The sequence below is a fragment of the Microbacterium shimangi genome, from assembly GCF_043556445.1.
Taxonomy (GTDB): Bacteria; Actinomycetota; Actinomycetes; order Actinomycetales; family Microbacteriaceae; genus Microbacterium.
Window position 1 is genome coordinate 459,177 of the sequence record NZ_JBIGII010000003.1, and the last position, 23,540, is coordinate 482,716.

Genomic DNA, 23,540 nt, shown 5'->3' on the forward strand with positions numbered 1-23,540 from the left:
CTCCACCGGGGTAGTCGAGTGCGCTCCTCGACGGTACCGCGTTCGCGGCGCGACCCCGACCTGGCGGAACACGCCGCGCCCCGCATACGTTGGAACCACCGCCGACGGAAGGAACCCGCATGACCGACGAGACCCGCGTCACCCGCAACGACGAGACCTCGCGCTACGAGATCCACGTCGGCGACACCGTCGGCGGGTTCGCGGCGTTCGTGACCTCCCGCAGCGGTCGAGTGCTCATGACCCACACCGAGATCGATCCGCAGTTCAAAGGTCGCGGCCTCGGATCGATCCTGGCCGGCGAGGCTCTCGCCGACCTCGCGACCCGGGGCGAGACCGTGGTGCCGCGATGCCCGTTCATCGCGCACTACCTGCGGGGAAACGAGGTGACGGGCCTGATCGTCGACTGGCCCGCAGACGACGACGCCCCCGCAGAACAGCCGTCGTGACCCGGCTCGACACCGACGCGGTTCACGGGCAGTCCCCGGCGACCGAGGGCCCAGTCGCCTGCGACGGCCCCCGCGCCCTCCTGCTCGAGGCGCGGGAGGTTCCGCTCGGCGGGGTGCGCGCGATGTCGGTGCACCGGAGCCTGCCGCAGCGCGCCCTGCCCATGGTCGGCGCGTGGTGCTTCCTCGATCGATTCGGCCCCCAGGAGGCGCGGATGCGGGTGGAGCCCCACCCGCACATCGGCCTGCAGACGGTGACGTGGCCGTTCGTCGGCGACGTGCGCCATCGCGACGCGGTCGGCAGCGACGTGGTCGTGCGCCGGGGCGCACTCAACCTCATGACCAGCGGCGCCGGAATCGCCCACTCCGAGTACTCGATCGGCGAGGGGCCCGTGCCCCTCGACGCCCTGCAGCTCTGGGTCGCACTCCCCGAGTCGCGGCGGCACGGTGCACCGGCGTTCGAGCAGCACACCGAGCTGCCCGCGGTCGCGCTCGATGGGGGCGCAGAAGCGACCGTCGTGATGGGCGAGCTCGCCGACGTCACTTCTCCCGCCAGCGTGTACACCCCGATCGTCGGCGCAGAAGTGCGGATTCCCGCCGGTGCCACCGTGCGCATCCCCCTCCGACCCGAGTGGGAGCATGCGGTGATCGGATGCTTCGGCGAAGCATCCGTCATCGCCGACACCGAAGCATCCATCGCCATCGACACCCGTCACCTGCTGTACCTCGGCACGTCACGCGATCACGTGCAGATCTCGAGCGCGAGCGGCGCCACCCTGTTCCTGCTGGGCGGCCAGCCGTTCGAGGCCGAGATCGTGATGTGGTGGAACTTCGTCGGGCGCAGCCACGACGAGATCGCCGATGCGCGCGAAGCGTGGGAATCGGGTGCCCCGCGCTTCGGCCCGGTCGTCGGGCACGGCGACGAGCGGATCCCCGCTCCCCCGCTCCCGGGCGTGCGCCTCACCCCGCGTCGCCGGCGCGATTGAGACGCGCGGCATCTGACGGCGCCGCCCCCGTTTTCGTAAGACCCGGCAGGAACACATGACACGCCGCACCGCTCTCGTCGCGCCCCGGATCGACCCCATCGTCCTCCCCGACCTGGTGGACGGGGAGTTGGCGGATTTCGACGACGACCGCAGCTTCGATGCCCGCCGGTTCACCGGCATCGACCTCGACGACCGCGACCTGGTCGAGGTGTCGTTCAGCGAGTGCGCGCTGACCGACGTCACGGCCGACGACGCCGACCTGCGAGCGGCGCGCTTCGTCGAGACGACCATCGACAGGCTGACGGCCCCGGTCTTCCGCGCCTCGCGCTCGCACTTCCGTGACGTGCGCCTCAGCGGGTCGCGTCTCGGGTCGGTCGAACTGTACGACGCCGGCTGGCAGTCGGTGCACGTCGTGGGATGCAAGCTCGGGTACGTCAACCTCCGCGGGGCCGAGCTCCGCGACGTGCTGTTCACCGACTGCTCGATCGACGAGCTCGACCTCGGTCGCGCCCGCGCCACACGCGTGGCGTTCCGAGACTCGCGGGTGGGCAGCCTGGATGTAACCGGTTCCACCCTCGCCCACGTCGACCTGCGCGGTCTCGCGCTGCAGCAGCTCGTCGGACTGGAGGGTCTCAAGGGGGCGACGCTCGACTCCTCCCAGGTGGCGCTCCTCGCCGAACTGTTCGCCGAGCGGCTCGGAATCAACGTCGTCGATTGAGCCGCCGAGCCCGGCCGGGCGTCGGGGCCGGGCGATACGCTGGAACGGTGGCGGCAGCATCCCGACTCTCCACGCGCGTCCTGCTGGTGTGCGCGGCGATTGGCGTCGCCACGGGCCTCGTCGGCGGTGTCGCGGGCTGGGTCACCCCGGTCGTGATCGCGGGTCTGCCGATCGTCTACGGGTTCGTGCTCGGCGTGCACGTGATCCCCGGCATCATCTCGCAAGAGCTGCTGCGCCTGCCGTTGGTGGCCCTCATCACCCACGTGCTCGCCGCTCTGGTCTCGAGCGCCGTCGCGCCGCAGTTCGCCCTGTCGTTCCTCGGCACCGCGGTGCTCTTCGGCGGCGTGCAAGAAGGGGTGGCCGCTCTCACCCGCTATCGCGTGTGGCGGTCGTGGCGCTTCTTCATCTCGGCTCTCGTGATCGGCGCGATCATCGCGGTGGCGGTGGGCTTCATCGCGCACCTCTCGTCGCTCGCTCCCTGGGCGGGCGCCACCTACCTCGTGCTCGCGGTGCTCGGCCCCGTCGTATGGACCGCGGTCGCCCTCGCCGTCGGCGGCGCGCTTCGTCGCACCGGCGTCGGTCGGGTTCCCGGTCACCGCTGACGACGACCTGCCACCGAGTTAGGGTCGGCTAAGTTGGATGGATGACGCCCGCCCCGCTTCTGCGCGTGCGCGGGGTCGGGATCACCCACGACGAGTCCGACGTGGCGACCCCCGCCGACGTCTCGTTCGACGTCGCACCCGGCGAGGTCGTGCTGCTGCTCGGGCCGAGCGGTTCGGGCAAGTCGACGCTCGCCCTCGCGCTGAACGGCCTCATTCCGCAGTCGGTGGCGGCGACCCTCGTGGGCTCCGTCTCGGTCGGTGATCTGGATGCGGCGACCACTCCCGTCGCCCGGCTCAGCACGCGCGTGGCCATGGTGTTCCAGGATCCCGACGCACAGCTGGTGACGGGGACGGTGCTCGACGAAGTCGCGTTCGGGCCGGAGAACCTGCGCGTTCCGGCCGACGAGGTGCTCGCTCGGGCCGAAGCGGCGTTGCACCGCGTCGGGCTGTGGCACCGTCGCGCCGAGAATCCCGACCGCCTCTCGGGCGGTGGGCGCCAGCGCCTCGCCATCGCCTGCGCGCTCGCGATGGAATCGCCGCTGCTCGTGCTCGACGAACCGACGGCGAACCTCGACCCGCGGGGCATCGACGAGGTCTATGCCGCCCTCGCGGAGGTCGTCGCCGTCGGCGACCGGGCCATCGTGCTGGTCGAGCACAACCTCGACGCGGCCATCGCCCTCGTCGACCGGGTCGTGGTGCTCGACGCCGCCGGGCGCCTAGTCGCCTCCGGTGCCGTCGACGATGTGCTGCGCGGCCGGGCGGCGGAGCTGCTCGCGCTCGGCGTCTGGCTGCCGACATCGACCCTCGCCGCGATGCGCCTGCGGCGGGCCGGCTACGAGCTCGACCCGCTGCCGCTGACCCCCGACGAGCTCCGTGCGGCGCTCGAGCCCTCGCCGCCCCGGCAGGACGCTTCGACAGGCTCAGCCACCGGCCTCTCGGCCCCTGAGTCCGGCCCGTCGCGCCCCGGGTCCGGCCCCTCGGGCCCCGAGCGCGAGCCGGTCCCTGAGCGTGTCGAAGGGCCCCGCGCAGCATCCGTTCCCCTCATTCGCGTGCGTGGGCTCACGCTCATGCGCGGGGGCACCGAGGTGCTGCGCGAGGTCGACCTCGACATCGCCCCGGGAGAATTCGTCGCGATCATCGGAGCGAACGGTGCGGGCAAGACGACCCTCGTGCAGGCGCTGGCCGGGGTCGTCCGGCCGCCGCGCGGCACGGTGACCGTCGACGGGCGCGACGTGCACCGCACCGACGCACGAACGCTGGCCGCCACGGTCGGGTTCGTCTTCCAGAACCCCGAGCACCAGTTCGTCGCCCACACGGTCTTCGACGAGCTGGCGCACGGACTCCGGCGTCGACGTCTTCCCGAGGCCGAGGTGCGACGGCGGGTCGACGACATGCTCGCGCGGTTCGGCCTCGCGGGCCACGCCCGGTCGCACCCCTTTCTCTTGTCGGGCGGACAGAAACGACGTCTCTCGGTCGGCACGGCGCTGATCGGCGGAGCCCGCACGCTCGTCCTCGACGAGCCGACCTTCGGACAGGATCGCGCGCGCGCCGACGAACTGCTCTCGCTGCTGGGCGACCTGCACGGGCAGGGCACGACGATCGTTGTCGTGACCCACGACATGCAGCTCGTGACCGATCACGCCGAGCGGACGATCGTCGTCGCCGACGGCCGCATCATCGCCGCCGCATCGACCGCCACCGTGTTCGCCGACGACGCGCTCATCGAGCGAGCGGGGCTGCGTCCGCCGCCGCTGCGGCGAGCGCTGCGGGGTCTGACGCGGCATCCGTCGCTGGCCGGCGTCTCACGCCTTGCCGACCTGCCCGGTACCCCCGCGTGAGCACCGTGATCGACCCGTACGCCGAGGCCGTCCACGCTCGGGGAGCGCGGTTTCTTCCCGGCCTCAACCCTCTCGCGAAGATCGCTGCTCCGCTCCCGGCGATGATCGGGCTCGTGTTCACCCGCGATGCGGCGGCCCCGCTCGCGTTCCTGCTGCTCACGTATGTCGTCGTCGTGATCGGTGCCCCCTCGAGCGGGCGGATGCTGGTGCTGCTCGCTCTCGTGATCCCCCTCTCGGTGCTCACGGTCGGGCTCGGCTTCTCGGTCTGGACCGACGCGTCGCGCGTCGATCAGACCGTCGCCGTGCTGCAACTGGGCGGCTGGACGCTCTACGGCGGCGCGCTCGCGACCGGTTTCGCCACGGCGCTGCGACTGGGGGCGATCGTCGCGCTCGCGCTCATCGGCGGGCTCACCACCACCGGGCCCGATCTCGTGCGCGCGCTCGTGCAGCACCTGCGCGTGCCCTACCGGGTGGGGTACACCGCGCTCGCCGCGTTCCGGTTCGTCCCCCGGTTCGGCCACGAGCTCGAGATCATCCGCCAGGCGCACCGGGTGCGCGGTGCCCACGGCGGGCGCGGGCCGATCGCCCTCGTCGCACGGTGGAGCGGTTACGTGGTGCCGCTTCTCGCGGGGGCGATCCGGCATGCGGAGCGGGTGGCGCTCGCGATGGATGCGCGCGCCTTCGGTGCGCACGCCACACGCACCGAGCGTCACCTCGTGCCGTTCCGCCCGCGCGACGCAGTGTTCGTCGGGGGGTTCTGGGCAGCATCCGCCGCCCTGTTCTGGTTCACCGCCGGCGGATGAGCGGGCGGCTGAGCGCGCTGCGCGAATGCCGGGGCTCTGCACACACCGTGCTTAGACTCGGAGGAAATCGACGGGGGCACCGATGGCCAGACGCCGCAAGACCGTAGCGCGACACGCCCGCCTGGGCGCGCCCAGCATCGTGCGTCAGCTCTTCACGCTCGTCGCCGTCGCCGTCGCCGTCGTGCTCGTGGCCGGCGCAGGCGCCGTCGCGTACTCCACCTACGACCTGGCCTCGACCTTCACCGAAGACGCCGTGGTCACCGATCAGCAGGTACCCGTGCCGCCCGACATCGGCGAGATCGAGGGCGGGGTGAACCTGCTCGTCACCGGCATCGACCAGTGCGAAGAGAAGTACCGCGACCTCTTCGGCGCCCGGTGCAACGGGCCCGACGCCGAGACCCAGCTGAACGACGTCAACATGCTTCTGCACATCTCCGACAACCCGCGGCGCGTGACCGTGGTGTCGTTCCCGCGCGACCTGATCTTCACCGCCCCGGGCTGCACCCGCACCAACGGCACCGAGTGGGCGGGCGGCAGCATCCAGATCAATGAGACCTTCGAACTCGGCGGCCTGAACTGCGTGATCGACTCTATCGAGGGTCTCAGCGGTGTCGACGTGCAATTCGCCGCAACCGTCACCTTCGGCGGCGTGATCGAGATCACCGACGCGATCGGCGGGGTCGAGATCTGCCTCGACAAGGGCATGCGCGACTCGAACACGGGAATCGATTGGCCGGCCGGGAACAGGACGATCCAGGGCATCGACGCTCTGCAGTTCTTGCGCACCCGCTACGGCGTCGGGGGCAGCGACCTCGCCCGCATCAGCAATCAGCAGCAGTACATGTCGCGCCTGGCGCGCAAGCTCGTGAGCGAAGAAGTGCTGACGAACCCCGCGACGCTGTACCGACTGGCCTCGTCGACGCTCCGGAGCGTCACCCCGACCGACACCCTCACCAACCCGCTGACGCTCGTGCAGATCGCCCTCGCGGTGCGCGACGTGCCGTTCGAAGACATCGTGTTCGTGCAGTACCCCTCGGTGCAGGCCGCGTCCGACGCGAACCGCGTGCAGCCGAACTACACCGCCGCGGAGCAGCTGTGGACGGCGCTCGACGAGAACAAGCCGCTCGAGCTCACCGGCGCGGTCGGCGCGAACGGGGGCGTCGTCGAGGTCACCCCCGAAGAGACCGCCGCACCTGAAGCACCCGAGGCGACGCCGGATCCGACCGCGACCACCCCGACGGATGCCGCGACGCTGCCGCCCAGCATCACCGGCTCGACCGCCGCGCAAGAGACCTGCTCGTCGGGCAACCTCTCGCGGTAGCCCTCGCGACTCCTCCGACCGCGAGAACATCGGAAGCGACCGAGAACACGGGGAGAGCACGCGCGTAATCCGTGCGCTCGGGCTGAAGCCGTGCTTTCGAGGCCCGTCACGAGTCAGCTGCCGGCGGCGGCGATCACGCGCTCTGCGGCGCGCACCATGGCGATGTCGAGAAAGGTGCCGTCGTCGAGCACGACGGTGCCCGAACCGTCTGCCGCGGCCGAACTCACGCGGCGGACGATCTGCTCGGCACGCTCGACCTGCGCGGCGGTCGGAGTGAAGACCCGACGGATCACCTCGAGCTGACGCGGGTGGATCGCGGTGCGGCCCGCGAACCCGAGCCGCAGGCCTTCCCTGCTGCTGCGCTCGAGGCCCTCGAGGTCGTTCACGTCGGCGTACACGCTGAGCAGCGGCGCCGGCAGACCTGCGGCGGCGGCGGCATTGACGATGCGGCTGCGCGACCAGCGCAACCCCTCTTCGCCCTCTTCGCCGGCGGGCACGGCGAGCGCGGCGCGGAGGTCGGCTTCGCCGGTCGAGATCGATGCGACCCCCGACGAGGCGATGTCGAACGCGCGCTCCACGGCGAGTGCGGTCTCGAGCAGGGCGTGCACGTCGCGTCCGGGCAGGGCGGTGCGGAGCGCCGCGACGTCGTCGACCGACTGCGTCTTGGGCAGGCGCACCCCGATGCCGCGCGGAAGTTCGGCGAGAGCCGCGACGTCGGCGTCGTGCCAGAGCGACCCTCGCGCGTTGATCCGCACCTGCACCACCACGTGCGCGCCATCGCGTGTCGCGGCGGCGAGCTCGTCGGTCAGGGTGGCCAGAGCTTCGCGCGCCGCCTCTTTGCTGCCGGGGGCGACGGCGTCTTCGAGGTCGACGATGACGCCGTCGGCCCCGATACGGAGCGCCTTGGCGACCCGGTCGGGGCGGTCGCCGGGAACATACAGCGCCGTCATCGTCGTGCGAGCGGTCATGCGATGGTCCCCTCTGCGCGGAGCGCGGCGATCTGCTCGTCCGAGTAGCCCAGTTCGCTCAGCACCTCGTCGGTGTCGACGCCGTGCCCGCGCCCCGTGAACGCTACCGTCGATTCGTCGCGCGACAGCCGGAACAGGGGGCCCTGCATCGCGATCTCGCCGAGGTCGGGATCGTCGATGCGCCGGATGGTACCGATCGCGGCGAACTGCGGGTCGGCCACGATGTCGCTCGCGTCGTAGATCGGCGCGACCGCGGCCTCGGCCCGCTCGAACGCGGCGAGGACCTCGGCGCGGTCGTGGCGGGCGATCCAGTCGCCGACGGCTTCGTCGAGCACGTCGGCGTGGGCGGCGCGCTCCGCCCCCGACGCGAACCACGGCTCGTCGACGAGCTCGGCGCGTCCGACCAGACGCATGACCCGCTCGGCGATCGACTGGGCGCTGGTCGACACGGCGACCCACGAGCCGTCGGCCGTGCGATAGGCGTTGCGGGGCGCGTTGTTGCTCGAGCGGTTTCCCGTGCGGGGCTGCACCGTGCCGAGCTGGTCCCACCGCGTGATCTGGGGTCCGAGCATCGCGAGGATGGGCTCGATGATCGCGACGTCGACCTCTTGCCCCCGACCGGAAGGCCCCCGCGCGTGGAGGGCGACCATGATCGCGTAGGCCGTCGCCAGCGAGGCGACCCCGTCGGCGAGGCCGAACGGGGGCAGGGTCGGCGGCCCACCCGGCTCTCCCGTCGACGACGCGAAGCCGCTCATCGCTTCGGCGAGGGTGCCGAACCCGGGTCGCGACCGATACGGACCGATCTGCCCGAAGCCGGTGACCCTGGCCAGGACGAGTCCCGGATTCGCCTTCGACAGTTCGTCGTAGCCGAGCCCCCACCGCTCGAGCGTGCCCGGGCGGAAGTTCTCGATGACCACGTCGGCGGTCGCGGCGAGCCGCAGGAACGCCTCGCGGCCCCCGTCGGTGTGGAGGTCGATCGTGACGGCGCGCTTGTTGCGGCCCAGGGTCTTCCACCAGAGGTTGTGCCCGTCCTTGCTCGGACCGTGGCCGCGCGAGGGGTCGGGGCGGGTCGGGTGCTCCACCTTGATGACCTCGGCCCCCATGTCGCCGAGGTGCATCGCCGCCATGGGTCCCGCGAACAGCGTCGACACGTCGATGACGCGCAGGCCGTCGAGCGGGGTCATGCCGCACCGTCCCAGCACACGCGGAACCCGATCGAGGGCGACGCGTCGACGCCGAGCCCGGGGAGGAGGTACTTCGCCGAGACGTCCGGATGCTGCAGGCCGCCGTCGAAGTACCAGTCCGACCCCTCGGAGCGGTGCGCACTGCCGCCCTTCAGCATCACGAAACGGGTTCGTCCGTCGCTGTGCTCGGATTCGGTCCAGTTCCACACTTCGGGCGCGAGTCGCGAGAACGACGGCTGGGCGGCGGCGAGCTGCCACTCGTCTTCCGACGGCAGGCGCCCCCCGACCCATGCCGCGTAGGCACGAGCCTCTGCGAACGTGACACCGGTGGCGGGTCTGTCGGGTGAGGGCGCCGCGGATGCTGCGCTCGCGCCGACCGCCGTGACGAAGCGGGCGAAATCGGCCTCGGTCACCTCGGTCGTGGCGACCCGCACCGGCACGGCGAGGTCGACCACGCGTTCGAGGGTCCGCTGGTCGTGGAGGCGAGGAGGAAGCGGCTTCCACTCGTCGACGTAGGGCCCGCCCTCGTACATTCCGGTCTCCCGTGCGCGGAAGCGCACGGTCAGCACGTGCTCACCCGCCGGAACGATGACGGTCGAGCGCGACGCGTCGTCCACCGGGCCCGCCCACACCGGGCCCGCCCACACCCGGGCGGTCAGGCGACGGGCACGACGGTGCGGGAACGAGGCATCGGGGCGATGCGGCTGCACGGCGAGCTCGGCGAGGAGGTCGTCGAGACCGGCGGGAACCGTCGCGCCCTCGTCGAGCCGGAGGAGGGCCGCAATGCCCCGCGCGGGGACGGTGACGAGCGGCCGGTCGCTCGACAGGCGCGCGTCGGGCTCGTGCAGCGCGACCCAGCGCCCCGGCCCTCGAACAGCCGAACGGTGCACCGCGTCGGTGTCGCCCGAGTTCGCGAGCACGGTCAGGGTGACGCCGTCGAGCGCGAATTCCGAGCCGGTGACCGTTCCCTCGACGACGGCCAGTGGGGTCCAGTCCCCTTCGACGAGCCAGCGGTGCATCGTGCGCTGCACCGGCAGCATCCGTCGCAAAGTCGCCGCGTCGCGGTCGTTCCAGCCGACCCACGCCCCGAAGACGACCTCCCACACCATCACACCGACCCCGTTGAGCCAGGCCGATCGCAGCTCGCCCGAATGATCGCGGTGCCAACGGCGGATGTGGTGCTGCATGTGGCGGCGCTCGAACCAGTGCGCCCGCAGCACGCCGGGCACCTCGGAGTCGGCGAACCACTGCGCCCACGAGAGGGTGTGATCGGCGATGCGCGCTGTGGCGAGCTTCGACTCGCCCTCGAGGCCGATGCCCGGCCGGGCGTCGTCGAGCGCGGCGATGAGCTGCGGCTCCGCCTTCTTCAGGGTGTCGAGGAACACTCCGTCGGCGCCGAGCCGTCGCACGGTCGCGGCGAGCTCGGTCGCATCGTCGGCGCCGCGGCGGGTACCGGTGTCCCAGGGGTTGTAGTCGAGGAACACCGCGACGCCCGCCGCACGCAGCTCGGCCGCGGCCCGCTCGAGGCCGGGCACGCGGTAGAAGTCCCACTGGTTGCGGTCGTCGACGCCGATGACCGGATAGGCGTGCCAGAGCACGACCCCGTCGAGACCGCCGAAACGCTCGCGCGCGTCGGCGAGGAAGCGCGCGGGGGTGAAACGCTGCGCGTCGAAGTCGAAGAACAGTTCGTCCCACAGCCATACCTGCGCGACGGTGAAGCACCGGCTCGCCCACGATGACGCGGGGTCGTCGTACCGGCTGGGCTCGCCGTGCCGTCGGCGTGCCCCCTCGCGCCACGCGGCGAGCTGGGTCCGCCACCGCGGCAGATCGGCGGTGTCGAGGGGGGCGGCGAAGATCTTGGCGTCGTCGAGGACCTCGGCCGCAGGCCCCGAAGCGAGGTCGACATCGAGTGGTACGACCGTCGGGCGGTCGAGCTCCCGCGGCTGCAGCGGATCGAAGCCGCCGCTCATCGGGCCGCTCCCGCCTCGGACAACAAGCCGGCGACATCGGCCACGGTGGGCACCGCCTCCTGCGCGCCGGGGCTCCGGACGGCGAGGGCCGCGGCGGCGCTCGCGATGCGCGCGGCGGCCGCGAAGACCTCGATGTCGGCCTTGCCGGCGCTCGCGCCAGAGGCGGCGAGAGACGCGGCGAACACTCCGCAGAACGTGTCGCCGGCGCCGGTGGTGTCGACGGCGCGGGTGGGGTGCGCGGCGATCCGTCGACGACCGGTCGGGGTCGCGACGAGGCAGCCGTCGGCGCCGAGGGTGACGATCAGCGCGGGAACCCGGGCAGCGACGGCGTCGACCGCGGCGTCCAGCGACGCGGCCTCGAGCGATGACATGGAAGCGATGTCGCGCAGTTCGTGCTCGTTGACGATCAGCACGTCGACGTCAGCGAGGAGCCCATCGACGGCGTCGACGAGCGCGTCGACGAGCGGTGACGACGGCGCGGCGTTGAGCACGTGCCACGCATCGGCTCGGCGGGCGGCCGCGGCGGCGGTGACGAGCGCGAGCGGCACCTCCAGCTGGGTCGCGAGCACATCGGCCTCACCGACCCGTTCCCGCTGGACCGAGGTCAGGTCTGAGCGCGCGGCGTTCGCACCGGCCACGACGACGATGGCGTTCTCGCCGTCGTCGCCGACCGAGATGAGCGCGGTTCCGGTCGCGCCCGGCACTCCTACGAGTCCCGTCACGTCGATGCCGTCGGCCAGGAGCCCGTCGCGAAGAGCCGCCCCGTCGGCGTCGTCGCCGACCGCACCGACGAACGCCACGGCGGCACCTCCCGCGCGTGCGGCGGCCACGGCCTGGTTGGCGCCCTTTCCGCCGCCCGTGCGCGACAGGCTCGAGGCGAGCACCGTCTCTCCGGGGCCGGGGATGCGGGCGACCCGCGCCACGACATCGCGGTTGACACTTCCGACCACCACGACGCTCATGCGCTCATCCTCGCGGGGAGCGCGTGCGTGCGCTCGGCCAACGTGCGTATCGATCGCTCGGACCCGCCGGGGAGCGATGTCGCGATGCTGTCGCGCAGCGGCTCGGTCCAGGCCGATCCGATGCCATCGGCGCCGAGCAGGGCACCGAGAACAGACCCGACCGTCGCACCCGCCGAGTCGGTGTCCCACCCGCCCTCGACGGCGAGGGTCACGCCGTCGCCGAAACCGCCGTCGGCTCCTTCGATCGCGCATGCGATGAGGGCCGCGTTGTTGAGCGTGTGCACCCAGTGCATGCCGGCGAACTCGCTGTGCAGCACATCGAGGGCTTCGCTCCTGCCCCGCCTGCCGGCCGCGAGGTCGGCGCCGAGATCACGGCCCAGCGCGACGGCACGCGCGAGTCGCGAAGCCGGCGGAACGACGGTGTCGGCGGCATCGAGCACGGCGCCGGCGGAGTCGGCGACGAGTGCTTCGGCGCACAGCGCCGCCGCCCACATCTCGCCGTACAGTCCGTTGCGGGTATGGCTGAGGCGCGCGTCGACCCAGGCCGACGCAGCGGCCGCGAGGGGATCGCCGGGGTGGGCCCAGCCGTGCACGTCGGCGCGGATGAGCGCCCCGATCCACTCGCGGAAGGGATTTCGATGAGTCGCCGTCTCGGGCACCGGCCGCGCGTCGAGCAGGTTGCGGTACGCCGCGCGCTCGGCGGTGAAGACCCGGCCGGCGGGCAGTGCCGCCAACCACGATTCGGCGACGGCATCGGTCGTCAGCCGCGTTCCGTGCACCTCGAGCAGATCGAGCGCCAGGAGCGGAAAGTTGAGGTCGTCGTCTTCGGGCATGCCGTCGATGTTCTCCACGAGCGAGGTCGGCGCCGAACGCCGGTTCCACGGCCAGCGGGCCGCGATCTCATCGGGCAGGCCGCGCGCGGTGAAGTATCCGGCGATCGGCCAGTTGCCCGTGCTGCGGGCGATCTCCTCGATGCCGGACCGCGGGATCTTCTCGACCGGCTTGCCGAGCAGGCATCCGGCGGAGCGGCCCAGCCACGCGCCGTGCACCCGGTCGAACGAGACGTTCCGCGCAGCATCCGGTCGACTCGGCGCCAGCAACGCCTCGATGGCGTGCCACTCATCGGGCTCGTCGGCGCTCGGAACCCGCAGCGCGTCGAGCTCGTCGAGCAGGTCGCGGCCGAGCGCGCGCACTTCGGGGGCCGCGGCGACGGCGCTGGCTCCGCTCGGCGCGAGGATCGTCGATCCGCCGGCCGCTTCCCACCGTCGGGCGACGTCGGCCAGGGCCGAGTGGGGAACACCCTGCTCGCGCAGGGCCACCAGCTCGGCGGCGACGAGGTCTTCGGGTTGAGCCCAGGTCAGCCTCATGCGGCGGATCCTTCGCTCCACCGTCCGGACAGCACCGCCTCGAGGGCGCTGCTGCGCTCCCGGGCGCGTTCGGCGTCGCGTGCGGCCACCTCTCGCACCACCCCGGTCATCGTCGCGATCACCCCGTCGAGGTCGAGGCGGCTCGCCTCGGTCACCCCCGACACCCATTCGTCGGGCACGGCGCTGCGCCCGCCCAGACCGCCGCAGATCGCGCCGGCCATGACGGCGATCGAGTCGGAGTCGCGGCCGTAGTTCACCGCTTCGAGAACGGATGCGGCGAGGTCGCCCCCGTGAGCGACGACGAAGGCGATCGCGACGGGCAGTTCTTCGATCGACTTCGTCCGCGAGGGCAGCCGCGCGTCCATCGCCGGGGCGCGATAGGCGTCGCCGACCGTGTCGAACGGAGAGACCGCTGCGCGCACGAGCCGCCCGAGCGCGCGGGGGTCGTCGGACCCGCCGTCGGCGAGGTACTCGTCGACCGCCTCGAGCACCGCGCGGAGGGCGGCCGCGGTGCCGTCGTGCGCCACCGAGAGGGCGGCTTCGCGCACCGAGGCGACGGTGGCGCCGGGGGCGGAGGCCACGGCCACCGCGGCGGCGAAGACCCCGGCCGCCTCGCGGCCGTACGACGCCTGGTGGGCGCCCGTGATGTCGATCGCCTCGGCGTACGCCGCCTGCGGGTCGCCAATGTTCACGAGCCCAACGGGCGGCATGTACATGGTGGCGCCGCAGTTGATGATGTTGCCGACCCCGGCCTCGCGCGGGTCGACGTGTCCGTAGTGGAGCTTGGCGACGATCCACTTCTCGGCGAGGAAGACCCGCTGCAGGATCAGCACGTCGTCTTCGAGCTCGGGAACCCACCGGCGCTCCCCGATCATGAGGGGAACGAGGTCGCCGGCCACGTTGTAGGCGTCGAGGTGGGTGCGCCGCTTGTCGTACACCTGCACGAGCGCGTGCGTCATGAGGGTGTCGTCCGTGACGTGCCCATCGCCCTTGTGGTACGGCGCGATGGGTCGTGCGGTGCGCCAGTCGGCGAGGAACGGGCCCACGATCCCGGTCACGCGTCCCTCGTATCGCTCCTCGATCTGCTCGGGGGTCCACCCCTCGGTCGCACCGCCGAGGGCGTCTCCCACTGCGGCGCCGGCGAGCACGCCCGCGACCCGATCCTGCAACGCGTCCATCGAAATCCCTATCCGTTCGTCTGCTGTCGTACCCGGGGCGGGCAGCCCGCCCGCCCCGGTTCACTGCCGGGCTTATCCGGCGATGTCGGCCCATCCGTCGCTCAGCTGCGTGCCGAGCTGGTCGACCGAGATCTGGTCGGCGAGGTACTGCTGGAACGCGGGAGTGGCGATGGTGTCCTTCCACTCCGTGTAGCCGTCGACCTTGAGGAACGGCGGCCCGACGAGGCCGTCGCCCGAGGCGAGGATCTGCTCCCAGCCGACCGCATCGCCGGCGAGTTCGGCCACACCGTCACGCGCCGTCTGCGACGACGGGATGAGGGCGTCGGCGTAAGCGATCTCGGCGAGGTTGTCGGCACCCAGGAAGAAGTTCAGGAACTCCGCCGACTCTTCGACGTGCTCCGAGTCGACGTTCACCGAGTAGGTCTGCGGGTTGGCCGCCTGCACCGCGCCCGCACTCCCCTCCAGCGGAGGAAGGACCGCCCAGTTGAAGCCCTCGGGTGCGTCGTCGGCGATGTTGGTCGCCTGGAAGGAACCCTGCACGGTGAGCGCCACGGTTTCGCCGTAGAACGAGGCGAGCACCTCGGAACCCGACTGCGTGAGCGAGGTCGGGTCGAGCGAGCGGTCGGTGAAGGCCATCTCGTGGATGCGCTCGGGCACGGCGAGCTCATCGTCGCCCACCTCGATCGAGGCGTCTTCGCCCTCGCCCTCGAAGAAACCGCCGTCGAAACCGAGCGAGAGGCTCATCATGGTGGCGGTGGGCGAAGCGAGGCCCCATCCGAGACCGAAGCGGCCCTCGACGGTGGTCGCCCGCGCGATCTCCTGCAGCTGGTCCCACGTCATCGAGTCGCCGGTGGGAATCTCCACGCCCGCCTCTTCGAGCAGGTCGGTGTTCGCGAACACCATGTACGACTGCAGCGTCGAGGGGTAGGCGATGATCTGGTCGTTCACCGTCACCGAGTCCCAGATGCCCTCTGAGATGTCATCGCGCAGGGCGGGGTCGATGAGATCGGTCAGGTCGGCGAGGTAGCCGTCGATCGCGAACGAGGTGATCGACGATGCCTCGTAGTGGATGATGTCGGGGGCCGTGCCACCGGTGAACTGCGTGATGAGTTTGTCGTAGGTGCCGTCCCACCCGGCCTGCACGATCTCGACCTGCACGTCGGGGTTGTCGGCATTCCAGGTGTCGACGATCTCTTTCACGGCGGCCTGCGTCGCCGGCTGGTCCGACAGCGACTGGAACTGCAGCGTGACGGCACCGTCCTCGCTGTCGGAGCCGCCGCTGGCGCTGCCTTGCGCGCAGGCACTGAGGGTGACGGCTGCGATGCCCGCGAACGCCACGGCGCTGAGCCTGAGGGTTTTTCTCATGGTGGTGACCTTTCTTGTACCGAGGGAGGGACTATCCCTTGACGGCACCGGCGAGCATGCCGCCGGTGAGTTTCTTCTGGAGGATGCTGAAGATGATCAGCGAGGGGATGGTGGCGAGGATCGCCCCGGCCGCGAGCGGGCCGAGTTCGGTCTGCCCCTCCGCGCCGAGGAACGATCGCAGCGCGATCGGGAGCGTGTACAGCTCGGGGCTCTGGATGAGCACGAGCGCGAGGAAGAACTCGTTCCACGCCGACACGAAGGTGAACATCGCCGTCGCCACGAGCCCCGGCGCCAAGAGGGGCAGCACCACGCGGCGGAGGATCGTCAGCCGCCCGGCTCCGTCCATCTCTGCGGCCTCTTCGAGCTCGCGAGGGATCGCTGCGACGTACCCCTGCAGCATCCAGAGCGTGAACGGCATCGTGAAGGTGACGTAGACGAGGATCAGGCCGAGCAGGGTGTCGTTGAGCTGGATCGTCCGCAGGACGAGGAACAGCGGAATGATGATCAGGATCGACGGGAAGACCTGGCTCGTGAGGATCCACACGGTGCCCGCCGCGCGCAGCTTGCCCTTCAACCGGGCGAGTGCGTAGGCCATCGGCATCGAGAGCAGCACGGTGATGACCATCGTGCTGACCGACACCACGAACGAGTTGCCTGCCGCGGTGATCAGGCTCTGCCGCTCGAGGGCGGTGACGTAGTTGCCGAACTCCCACACCGCGGGCAGCAGGTTCACCGCGAGCGAGTTGAGTTCGCTCGACGTCTTGAACGAGGCCGAGAGCAGCCACAGCAGGGGGAACCCGAGGAAGAGCAGATAGCCCGCGAGCGCCGCGTACATCAGCGCGGTGGAGTACCAGGGTCGCTTGGTCATGACCGGCCCGCCTTCGCCTGACGGAACTGGTGGACGAGATAGACCGAGAGGAAGAGCATGATGGCGATCACCAGCACGTCGCCCATCGCCGAGGCGTAGCCGATCTCACGGTTGCGGAACGCCTCGAGGTAGGTGAACAGCGGCGGGATCATGGTCTGCCCGCCCGGACCACCCTCGGTGAGCACGTAGATCAGACCGAACGAGTTGAACTGCCAGATGAAATCGAGGATCGTCACGGCGATGATGATCGGCCGGAGCGCCGGCAGGGTGATGTGCCAGAAGCGGCGCAACGATCCCGCGCCGTCGACCGCCGCCGCCTCGTGCAGCTCGGGAGAGATCGACTGCATACCGGCGAGGAGGAGGACCGTGGTCTGAGGGATGCCCGACCACACCCCGACGACGATGACCGCGGGGAGGGCGGTCGAGAAGTCGCCGAGCCAGTTGACGCCCGGCAGGCCGAAGAATTCCAGCGATGCGTTGAGGGGGCCGGAGTTGGGGTTGTAGATCATGCGCCAGACGATGGCGATCACCACGGGCGGCATCGCCCAGGGGATGAGCGCGAGCACGCGGGTGAGCGTCTTGAGGCGGAGGTTGCTGTTGAGCAGCAGCGCCAGACCCATCGACGACGCGAGAGTGAGGAGTGCGACGGATCCCGCCCAGATCAACCCGATGCCGAACGAACCCCAGAACCGGTGGTCGCCCGCGAGCTCTGCGAAGTTGCCGAGGCCGATGAAGTCGATCTCGGCCTCACGACGCAGCGTGGCGTTGGTGAACCCCAGCGCGACACCGCTGACGAGCGGGATGACCGAGAAGATGATGATCGGAAGCAGCGCCGGCACGACGAGGGCGATCGCCTCGCGCCGTTCGGCGCGGGCGCGGGGCCCGATCCGCCGCACTTTCGAGGGTGCCGGCCGTTCTTTCGTCGTGGCGCTCATCCCGCGTCCTTCTCTTCCACGGCGCGCAGCGATGCGGCGCCGTCGAGCGCTGCGGCGCCGTTGAGGGATGATCCCCGCACCACCAGCGAAGGGGCGACGGTCACGGTGTGCGCCGCGCGATGGGGATCGGCGATGCGCGCCAGCAGCAGGTCGGCGGCGACGCGGCCGCGCTCTTCGGCTCCGAGGTCGATGCTCGTGAGGCCGAGTCGGGCGACTTGAGCGAGTTCGGTGTTGTCCATGCCGGTGATCGCGAGGTCGTACGGCACCGTCCAGCCGAGATCGTCGGCAGCGTGCATGACACCGATCCCGATCAGATCGTTCGCCGCGACGATCGCGTCGGGGCGGGGGGTGCGCGCGTCGTCGAGCACGTCACGCGCGGCACGGTACCCCGACGCGATGGTGAAGTCGTCGGCGGTCACGGTGCGGCTGCGGATGCCGGGGTGCGCGCGCACGGCGTCTTCGAAACCCTGCAGGCGCAACCGGCCGGGGGTCGTGTCGACCGGCCCGTTGATGAACACGAGCGTCTGCCGGCCCTCCTCGACGAGGTGGTTGACGACGAGGCTCATGCCGGTGCGCGAATCGGCCTGCACCGTGTCGAGCGCCGAGCCGCCGGGGACCGAGCCGAGCACGACCACGGGGACGGGCACGTCGGTCAGGGCGTCGAGCAGCTCGGGGGTCACCCGCAGCGGCGAGAGGATCATGCCGTCGACGTACCCGCGGCCCAGGTCGCGCACGACGTCGAGGGTCGAAGAGGCGGTGCCGGTCGACGAGATGACGAGTCGGTATCCGGATGCGGCGACCACCCGCTCGACGGCGCTCATCATCTCGACGTAGACGGGGTTGCCGATGTCGGCGACGGCGTAGGCCAGCTGCTGGGTGCGCCCGAGCTTCAAGGACCGGGCCGCAGCGTCGGCGACGTACCCCAGCTCGGCCGCGGCGCGGCGCACCTTCTCGACGGTCTCGGCGCTGGCGATCTGGCCGTTCAGCGCCCGGGATGCCGACGCGATCGAGACGCCCGCGAGGGCGGCGACTTGCGTGATGGTAGCTCGAGGCACGTTCTCTCCTTTGAGGCACGAGTGCAGTGGAAACGTTTACACGTCCCGCTGTAAACGTTCTCACCGGCAACGCCGAATGTCAACCTCCCGACCGGGAAGAAGACGGCGAGGTCCGGTCGAACAGCTCTCAGCCGGCGTAATCGGGCGCCGGGGCCAGGCCGAAGAATTCCTCGAGGGTCGTCCACGATCCCTCGTGGTAGGCGCGGGCGATCTCGGGCCCGACGTAGCGGAGATGCCACGGTTCGGGCAGGTAGCCCGTGACGTCGGTGCGGCCTTCGAGGTAGCGGACGATCCAGCCGTGCTCCCACGCGTGCTCGGCGACCCAGGCGCCCTGGGGGGTGGCCGCGAGATCGTCGATCGAGCCGCACGTGCCCTCGTCGCACGCGACCACGTCGGCACCGAGGCCCGACTGATGCTCGCTGTACCCCGGACGCGCACTCACCAGATCGGCGCCCTCAACGCCACGGTCGCCGACGTGCCCGCGATAGGTGGCCTGCTGCGTGGAGTACGAGCGGTAGGCGCTCTCCATCGCGATTTCACCCGCGCCGGCTTCGCGTGCAGCCGTGGCCATCTCGGTGAAGGATGCCGCGGCATCCGCCCGCAGCTCTCCGCCCGACAGACTCCGCACACCCGACGGCAGGGCGAGGGGGAAGGGGGCGAAATCGATCGGCTCGAAGGGTCGCTGTTTGTTGACGACCGACCACGCTCGGGCAGGATCGTCGAGCGGTATGCAGGGCGCCGTTCCGGTGGCGACCGCGACGCGGAAGGCGTCGGCGCCACCCGCCGCTGCGATCACGGTCGCATCGTCGCCCGACTCGATGGCCTGGGTGAAGGCGGGGTCGTCGCAGAGCGCACGACCCGCGGCAGACACGTCGAACGAGGGCGACGGCAGACCCTCCGCCGGCATCGGCAGAACGGTCGCGTCGATGGGGGTGCGGGGCTCGCTCGTCGGCTCGACGGCCGCCGAGGTGATGACACTGCCCTCGGCGAGCGCGCCGCCGGTGACGGCCGCGGTCACCGCTCCGCTACCGCCGATCAGCAGCGCCGCAGAGGCGGCGACGGCGAAGAACACCCGGATTCCTGCGGCACGGCGGCGGCGGGCGTGACGAGCCAGTGGCCGCGGAGCGGCGTGTGTGCGCTCCGCCGTCATTCGCGCTTCACGGCGCGAGCCGGGCGAGAACGGTTCGGGGTCCGTCACCGGCCCATTCTCTCCGATCGGGAGGGGCGATGCGAGGGAGCGGCGCGCCCTTCGACCGTGAGCCCCCGCGGCTTGACTTAGATTCGTACATATGTTCCCATGAGGTCATGCGATGGCAGGGACAGCAACTGGGAGTGGCCGACACCGCCGCGCTCCCCGGCCTCGAGCGGATGGACGGCCTGGTGCGGTCGGTCACCACCCCCGAATTCGCCGGAATGACCTTTCACGAGGTGCTCGCCAAGACGGCGCTCAACCGCGTGCCCGGCGCCTCGGCGATGCCGTTCGACTGGACCGTCAATCCGTACCGGGGCTGCAGTCATGCCTGCACGTACTGCTTCGCCCGGGGAACGCACGAGTATCTCGACCTCGATGCCGGCAGCGACTTCGACAACCAGATCGTCGTCAAGGTGAACGTCGCGGAGGTCTTGCAGAAAGAGCTGCGGCGCGGCTCGTGGGCGCGCGAGCCCGTCATGCTCGGCACGAACACCGATCCTTACCAGCGCGCCGAGGGACGCTACCGGCTGATGCCGCAGATCGTCTCGGCCTTCGCCGAGACAGGAACGCCGTTCTCCATCCTCACGAAAGGCTCGCTGCTGCGGCGCGACCTGCCGCTGCTCAGCGACGCGGCAGCATCCGTCCGCATCTCGCTCGCGATGTCGATCGCGGTGTTCGACGACGCTCTGCAGCACTCCCTCGAACCGGGGACGCCGAGCGCCGACGCACGGCTCGACACCGTGCGCGCGGCCACCGAGAGGGGGTTCCGGGTCACGGTGTTCCTCATGCCGGTGATGCCGCACCTCACCGACTCCCTGGCGGCGCTCGACAACGCGCTCCGCCGCATCCGAGAGGCGGGAGCCGTCAAGGTCGTCTACGGCGCGCTGCACTTGCGCCCGGGGGTCAAACCCTGGTTCTTCGAGTGGCTCGAGCGCGAGCGCCCCGAACTGGTGTCGTCCTACCGCGGCCTCTACCCGGGGGTCTCGACCTCGGCGCCCAAGGCGTATCGAACCTGGCTCTCGAAGCGCATCCGCCCGCTGCTGCGCCTGCACCAGCTCGACGGTCATGACGAAGACGATCATCCGCGCGGTCGGCCTCAGCCCGGCCTCGCTTCGCGTGTCGCGTTGCCGACCCCCGCGGTGCGGCCGGTCGCCCCCGCGACGCTGTTCTGAGGCGCACCTCCACGGGAGTCAGCAGCACGCGCGGAGGAGAATTCACGTTCGGAGGGGGAAACCACAGCAATGGCGCCTCCGTTGGTGAATTCTCCTCCGAAGGCGTCGAGCGCCGGCCGCGGTGCCCCGCGAAACAGAGTTCCCCCGTCACGATCGCGCAGACGGCGGCGTGACGGGGGAACCAGGATGCTGCGGTGTCAGCTCGTGACGTCGGCGATCTGGCGTCCGGCGAGCTCCTCGAGAAGGTCGTCGCCGGGGCGCGCCTCTTCGAACGGAGCGTCGATCTCGGCGCGCTCGAGCATCTCTTCCATGCGACGACGACGCTGACGCGGGATCAGCGTGACGACCCGGCCCGAGCGTCCCGCGCGGCCGGTGCGGCCGGAGCGGTGCAGGTAGGTCTTGTACTCGTCCGGCGGGTCGGCCTGCACGACGAGGTCGATATCGTCGACGTGGATGCCGCGTGCCGCGACGTCGGTCGCCACGAGCACGGCGACGCGGCCCGAGGTCATCTTCTCGAGGTTGCGCGTGCGCTTGGCCTGATTGAGGTCGCCGTGGAGGGCGACCGCCGAGATGCCGGCGTCGTCGAACTGCTCGGCGAGCATTTCGGCGTAGGCGCGGGTGCGGGCGAAGACGAGCGTCTTCCCCGCGCGGTCGACGAGCGAGGCGAGGATCTCGGCCTTGTCACGGTGGTCGATGACGAGCACGCGGTGCTCGATCGTGCCGGAATCCTGGTCTTCACCGGCGACTTCGTACACGGCCGGTTCGACGAGGAACTCATCGACGAGGGCCGCGACCTCACGGTCGAGGGTCGCCGAGAAGAGCAGCTTCTGGCTTCCCCCTGCGGTGTGGCGGAGGATGCGCTGCACGGGCTCGAGGAAGCCGAGCTCGCACATGTGGTCGGCCTCGTCGAGGACGACGATCTTGACCTCCGAGAGGTCGAGCTTGCCCTGCTCCACGAGGTCTTCGATGCGGCCGGGGGTGCCGATGATGATGTCGACGCCCTTGCGCAGGGCACCGACCTGGCGCGCCTGGGGAACACCGCCGTAGATCTGGGTCGTGAAGAGTCCGACGCTGCGAGCGATCGGCTGCACCGTGCTGTCGATCTGGAGCGCCAGCTCGCGGGTCGGCGCGAGGATCAGCGCACGGGGTGCGCGGGCGAAGGCGCGTTTGGTTCCCGCGCCGGCACGCAGCACGCTCTCGACGAGCGGAGCGCCGAACGCGATGGTCTTGCCCGAGCCGGTGCGGCCGCGAGCGAGCACGTCGCGGCCCTCGAGGATCGGGGCGACGGTCGCGGCCTGAATCGGGAAGGGACTGGCGGCACCGAGGTCGGCCAGGACGCGGACGATGTTCTCGCCGAGGCCGAGCTCGAGGAACCCGGCACCCGCGGCGGTCGCCGCGTCGACGGCGTCGGCCTGCAGACGCTCGTGCACGGTGTCGACGCGCTGCTCCTGCTGCGCGCTCCGTGCGGGCTTGGCCGCCCAATCGGAGCGACCGGGCGCCTCGGTGCGACGGGGACGACGGTCGTCGGACGAGCGTGCCGGACGAGCTGAAGCATCGTCACGACGGGGGCGATCGTCGAACGAGCGCGCCGGGCGATCGTTGAACGACCGCGCCGGGCGGTCATCGCGCGCCGGACGGTCGCCGAACGAACGGACCGGACGGTCACCGGCCGGACGAGCCGAGCGGTCATCACGACGAGGGCGGTCATCGAACGAGCGCGCCGGGCGATCGTTGAACGACCGCGCCGGGCGGTCATCGCGAGCCGGACGGTCGCCGAACGAACGGACCGGACGATCACCGGCCGGACGAGCCGAGCGGTCATCACGACGAGGGCGGTCATCGAACGAACGTGCCGGACGATCGTCGCGCGCGGGGCGATCGCCGAACGAACGCGCGGGACGGTCGCCCTGCGAACGAGCGGGGCGATCGTCGAACGAGCGGCGCGGGCGATCGTCGCGGTACGACGGGCGGGCATCACCGGTCGTGCGGCGCTCGGTGCGGTCGACGCGGTCGTTCCTCACGGGGCGGTCCTCCCGCGGCGGACGGGAATCGTACGAACGCGCCGGACGGTCGCTGAACGAACGGGCCGGACGATCCGACGAACGTGCCGGACGATCGTCGAACGAGCGGGCCGGACGATCGTACGAGCGGGTCGGGCGGTCGTCGTAGGAACGGACCGGGCGCTCGGACGAGCGGGCCGGACGATCATCGAACGAACGGGCCTGGGTGCGGATGCCGCGCGACTCTTCGCGCCCGGCGCGCTCCTGCGCGGTCCAGCGACGCTTCGGCGCAGCATCGGTGGCCTCGGCCGGGCGGTGTCCGCGGTGGCTGGGGCTCTTGCTGCCGGGCTTGGAGGCCGACGCGCCGTCGTCGCCGCGACGCTTGCGGTCTTGGTACGACGGCTTCTCGCCGTAGCGCGGCTCGAAGTTCTTCGCGGGCCGGCCGCCGGCCGGCTTCTTGCTTTTGGGCATGGGAGTGTGTCCTTCTCGGTTCTCACACGAGAACAGCGCCCGCTCACAGCGGGAAACCCGGACTATCGTCGGCCGGGGCCATTCCAGTAATTGGTCCGGGACCACGGATCGGGTCCCGAGAATCGGCCCCGAGGACTCACAC

20 protein-coding genes are annotated in these 23,540 nt (G+C 71.0%); 8 read left to right on the top strand and 12 right to left on the bottom strand.

Annotated features, from left to right (window positions below):
- Positions 1-119: 119 nt before the first annotated feature.
- From ACFXQA_RS03800 to ACFXQA_RS03830, 7 genes are all read left to right on the top strand, one after another.
- Complete coding sequence (locus ACFXQA_RS03800) at positions 120-446, top strand: GNAT family N-acetyltransferase (RefSeq protein ID WP_394518462.1); 327 nt, start codon at positions 120-122, stop codon at positions 444-446.
- Positions 443-1,429 carry a pirin family protein gene (locus ACFXQA_RS03805; protein ID WP_394518463.1) on the top strand — a complete coding sequence of 329 codons (987 nt, stop codon included), beginning with the start codon at positions 443-445 and terminating at the stop codon, positions 1,427-1,429. The genes ACFXQA_RS03800 and ACFXQA_RS03805 overlap by 4 nt, the downstream gene beginning before the upstream one ends.
- A gap of 55 nt (positions 1,430-1,484) precedes the next feature.
- The gene (locus tag ACFXQA_RS03810; protein ID WP_394518464.1) at positions 1,485-2,147 is read left to right on the top strand and encodes a pentapeptide repeat-containing protein; all 663 of its coding nucleotides are present in this window, start codon (positions 1,485-1,487) and stop codon (positions 2,145-2,147) included.
- Between the two features lie 47 nt (positions 2,148-2,194).
- Positions 2,195-2,749 (top strand): ECF transporter S component, encoded by a 555-nt coding sequence (locus tag ACFXQA_RS03815; RefSeq protein WP_394518465.1) that lies wholly within the window; start codon positions 2,195-2,197, stop codon positions 2,747-2,749.
- A gap of 41 nt (positions 2,750-2,790) precedes the next feature.
- On the top strand, positions 2,791-4,587 hold the full coding sequence (locus tag ACFXQA_RS03820; protein WP_394518466.1) for an ABC transporter ATP-binding protein: 1,797 nt from the start codon (positions 2,791-2,793) through the stop codon (positions 4,585-4,587).
- A complete protein-coding gene (locus ACFXQA_RS03825) occupies positions 4,584-5,390 on the top strand; it encodes an energy-coupling factor transporter transmembrane component T (protein ID WP_394518467.1) in 807 nt (268 codons plus the stop codon). The genes ACFXQA_RS03820 and ACFXQA_RS03825 overlap by 4 nt, the downstream gene beginning before the upstream one ends.
- Before the next feature lie 82 nt (positions 5,391-5,472).
- On the top strand, positions 5,473-6,711 hold the full coding sequence (locus ACFXQA_RS03830) for an LCP family protein (RefSeq protein WP_394518468.1): 1,239 nt from the start codon (positions 5,473-5,475) through the stop codon (positions 6,709-6,711).
- Positions 6,712-6,824: 113 nt separating this feature from the next.
- On the opposite strand, the gene ACFXQA_RS03835 is transcribed toward ACFXQA_RS03830, so the two are convergent.
- The 11 genes from ACFXQA_RS03835 to ACFXQA_RS03885 form a co-directional block, all read right to left on the bottom strand.
- Positions 6,825-7,679, bottom strand: coding sequence for an HpcH/HpaI aldolase/citrate lyase family protein (locus tag ACFXQA_RS03835; RefSeq protein ID WP_394518469.1), 855 nt, complete (start codon positions 7,677-7,679; stop codon positions 6,825-6,827).
- Complete coding sequence (locus ACFXQA_RS03840) at positions 7,676-8,863, bottom strand: CaiB/BaiF CoA transferase family protein (RefSeq protein WP_394518470.1); 1,188 nt, start codon at positions 8,861-8,863, stop codon at positions 7,676-7,678. The genes ACFXQA_RS03835 and ACFXQA_RS03840 overlap by 4 nt, the downstream gene beginning before the upstream one ends.
- Positions 8,860-10,833 (bottom strand): SUMF1/EgtB/PvdO family nonheme iron enzyme, encoded by a 1,974-nt coding sequence (locus ACFXQA_RS03845; protein ID WP_394518471.1) that lies wholly within the window; start codon positions 10,831-10,833, stop codon positions 8,860-8,862. Before ACFXQA_RS03845 ends, ACFXQA_RS03840 begins: the two co-directional genes overlap by 4 nt.
- The gene (locus ACFXQA_RS03850; RefSeq protein WP_394518472.1) at positions 10,830-11,795 is read right to left on the bottom strand and encodes a PfkB family carbohydrate kinase; all 966 of its coding nucleotides are present in this window, start codon (positions 11,793-11,795) and stop codon (positions 10,830-10,832) included. Before ACFXQA_RS03850 ends, ACFXQA_RS03845 begins: the two co-directional genes overlap by 4 nt.
- Positions 11,792-13,162, bottom strand: coding sequence for an ADP-ribosylglycohydrolase family protein (locus ACFXQA_RS03855; protein ID WP_394518473.1), 1,371 nt, complete (start codon positions 13,160-13,162; stop codon positions 11,792-11,794). The genes ACFXQA_RS03850 and ACFXQA_RS03855 overlap by 4 nt, the downstream gene beginning before the upstream one ends.
- On the bottom strand, positions 13,159-14,340 hold the full coding sequence (locus ACFXQA_RS03860) for an ADP-ribosylglycohydrolase family protein (RefSeq protein ID WP_394518474.1): 1,182 nt from the start codon (positions 14,338-14,340) through the stop codon (positions 13,159-13,161). The genes ACFXQA_RS03855 and ACFXQA_RS03860 overlap by 4 nt, the downstream gene beginning before the upstream one ends.
- 72 nt (positions 14,341-14,412) lie before the next feature.
- Positions 14,413-15,705: an ABC transporter substrate-binding protein gene (locus ACFXQA_RS03865; RefSeq protein WP_394518475.1), complete on the bottom strand. Its 1,293-nt coding sequence runs from the start codon at positions 15,703-15,705 to the stop codon at positions 14,413-14,415.
- A 31-nt stretch (positions 15,706-15,736) separates the two neighbouring features.
- A complete protein-coding gene (locus ACFXQA_RS03870) occupies positions 15,737-16,573 on the bottom strand; it encodes a carbohydrate ABC transporter permease (RefSeq protein ID WP_394518476.1) in 837 nt (278 codons plus the stop codon).
- Positions 16,570-17,508: a carbohydrate ABC transporter permease gene (locus tag ACFXQA_RS03875; protein WP_394518477.1), complete on the bottom strand. Its 939-nt coding sequence runs from the start codon at positions 17,506-17,508 to the stop codon at positions 16,570-16,572. Before ACFXQA_RS03875 ends, ACFXQA_RS03870 begins: the two co-directional genes overlap by 4 nt.
- Positions 17,505-18,563 carry a LacI family DNA-binding transcriptional regulator gene (locus ACFXQA_RS03880; RefSeq protein WP_394518478.1) on the bottom strand — a complete coding sequence of 353 codons (1,059 nt, stop codon included), beginning with the start codon at positions 18,561-18,563 and terminating at the stop codon, positions 17,505-17,507. The genes ACFXQA_RS03875 and ACFXQA_RS03880 overlap by 4 nt, the downstream gene beginning before the upstream one ends.
- Before the next feature lie 127 nt (positions 18,564-18,690).
- Entirely contained in the window at positions 18,691-19,761 is a 1,071-nt protein-coding gene (locus tag ACFXQA_RS03885; protein WP_394518479.1) for a M15 family metallopeptidase, read from the bottom strand.
- 107 nt (positions 19,762-19,868) lie between these two features.
- On the opposite strand from ACFXQA_RS03885, the gene ACFXQA_RS03890 reads away from it, so the two are divergent.
- Complete coding sequence (locus ACFXQA_RS03890) at positions 19,869-20,927, top strand: Rv2578c family radical SAM protein (RefSeq protein WP_394518480.1); 1,059 nt, start codon at positions 19,869-19,871, stop codon at positions 20,925-20,927.
- A gap of 197 nt (positions 20,928-21,124) precedes the next feature.
- On the opposite strand, the gene ACFXQA_RS03895 is transcribed toward ACFXQA_RS03890, so the two are convergent.
- Positions 21,125-23,398, bottom strand: a complete 2,274-nt coding sequence (locus ACFXQA_RS03895; RefSeq protein WP_394518481.1) for a DEAD/DEAH box helicase — start codon at positions 23,396-23,398, stop codon at positions 21,125-21,127.
- Between the last annotated feature and the right edge of the window lie 142 nt (positions 23,399-23,540).

Excerpts from the sequence above, each read along its gene's own strand:
- ACFXQA_RS03800 (WP_394518462.1), top strand. The coding sequence starts at position 120 with ATGACCGACGAGACCCGCGTCACCCGCAACGACGAGACCTCGCGCTAC.
- ACFXQA_RS03810 (WP_394518464.1), top strand. The coding sequence starts at position 1,485 with ATGACACGCCGCACCGCTCTCGTCGCGCCCCGGATCGACCCCATCGTC.
- ACFXQA_RS03820 (WP_394518466.1), top strand. The coding sequence starts at position 2,791 with ATGACGCCCGCCCCGCTTCTGCGCGTGCGCGGGGTCGGGATCACCCAC.
- ACFXQA_RS03830 (WP_394518468.1), top strand. The coding sequence starts at position 5,473 with ATGGCCAGACGCCGCAAGACCGTAGCGCGACACGCCCGCCTGGGCGCG.
- ACFXQA_RS03835 (WP_394518469.1), bottom strand. The coding sequence starts at position 7,679 with ATGACCGCTCGCACGACGATGACGGCGCTGTATGTTCCCGGCGACCGC.
- ACFXQA_RS03840 (WP_394518470.1), bottom strand. The coding sequence starts at position 8,863 with ATGACCCCGCTCGACGGCCTGCGCGTCATCGACGTGTCGACGCTGTTC.
- ACFXQA_RS03845 (WP_394518471.1), bottom strand. The coding sequence starts at position 10,833 with ATGAGCGGCGGCTTCGATCCGCTGCAGCCGCGGGAGCTCGACCGCCCG.
- ACFXQA_RS03850 (WP_394518472.1), bottom strand. The coding sequence starts at position 11,795 with ATGAGCGTCGTGGTGGTCGGAAGTGTCAACCGCGATGTCGTGGCGCGG.
- ACFXQA_RS03855 (WP_394518473.1), bottom strand. The coding sequence starts at position 13,162 with ATGAGGCTGACCTGGGCTCAACCCGAAGACCTCGTCGCCGCCGAGCTG.
- ACFXQA_RS03860 (WP_394518474.1), bottom strand. The coding sequence starts at position 14,340 with ATGGACGCGTTGCAGGATCGGGTCGCGGGCGTGCTCGCCGGCGCCGCA.
- ACFXQA_RS03865 (WP_394518475.1), bottom strand. The coding sequence starts at position 15,705 with ATGAGAAAAACCCTCAGGCTCAGCGCCGTGGCGTTCGCGGGCATCGCA.
- ACFXQA_RS03870 (WP_394518476.1), bottom strand. The coding sequence starts at position 16,573 with ATGACCAAGCGACCCTGGTACTCCACCGCGCTGATGTACGCGGCGCTC.
- ACFXQA_RS03875 (WP_394518477.1), bottom strand. The coding sequence starts at position 17,508 with ATGAGCGCCACGACGAAAGAACGGCCGGCACCCTCGAAAGTGCGGCGG.
- ACFXQA_RS03890 (WP_394518480.1), top strand. The coding sequence starts at position 19,869 with ATGCGATGGCAGGGACAGCAACTGGGAGTGGCCGACACCGCCGCGCTC.
- ACFXQA_RS03895 (WP_394518481.1), bottom strand. The coding sequence starts at position 23,398 with ATGCCCAAAAGCAAGAAGCCGGCCGGCGGCCGGCCCGCGAAGAACTTC.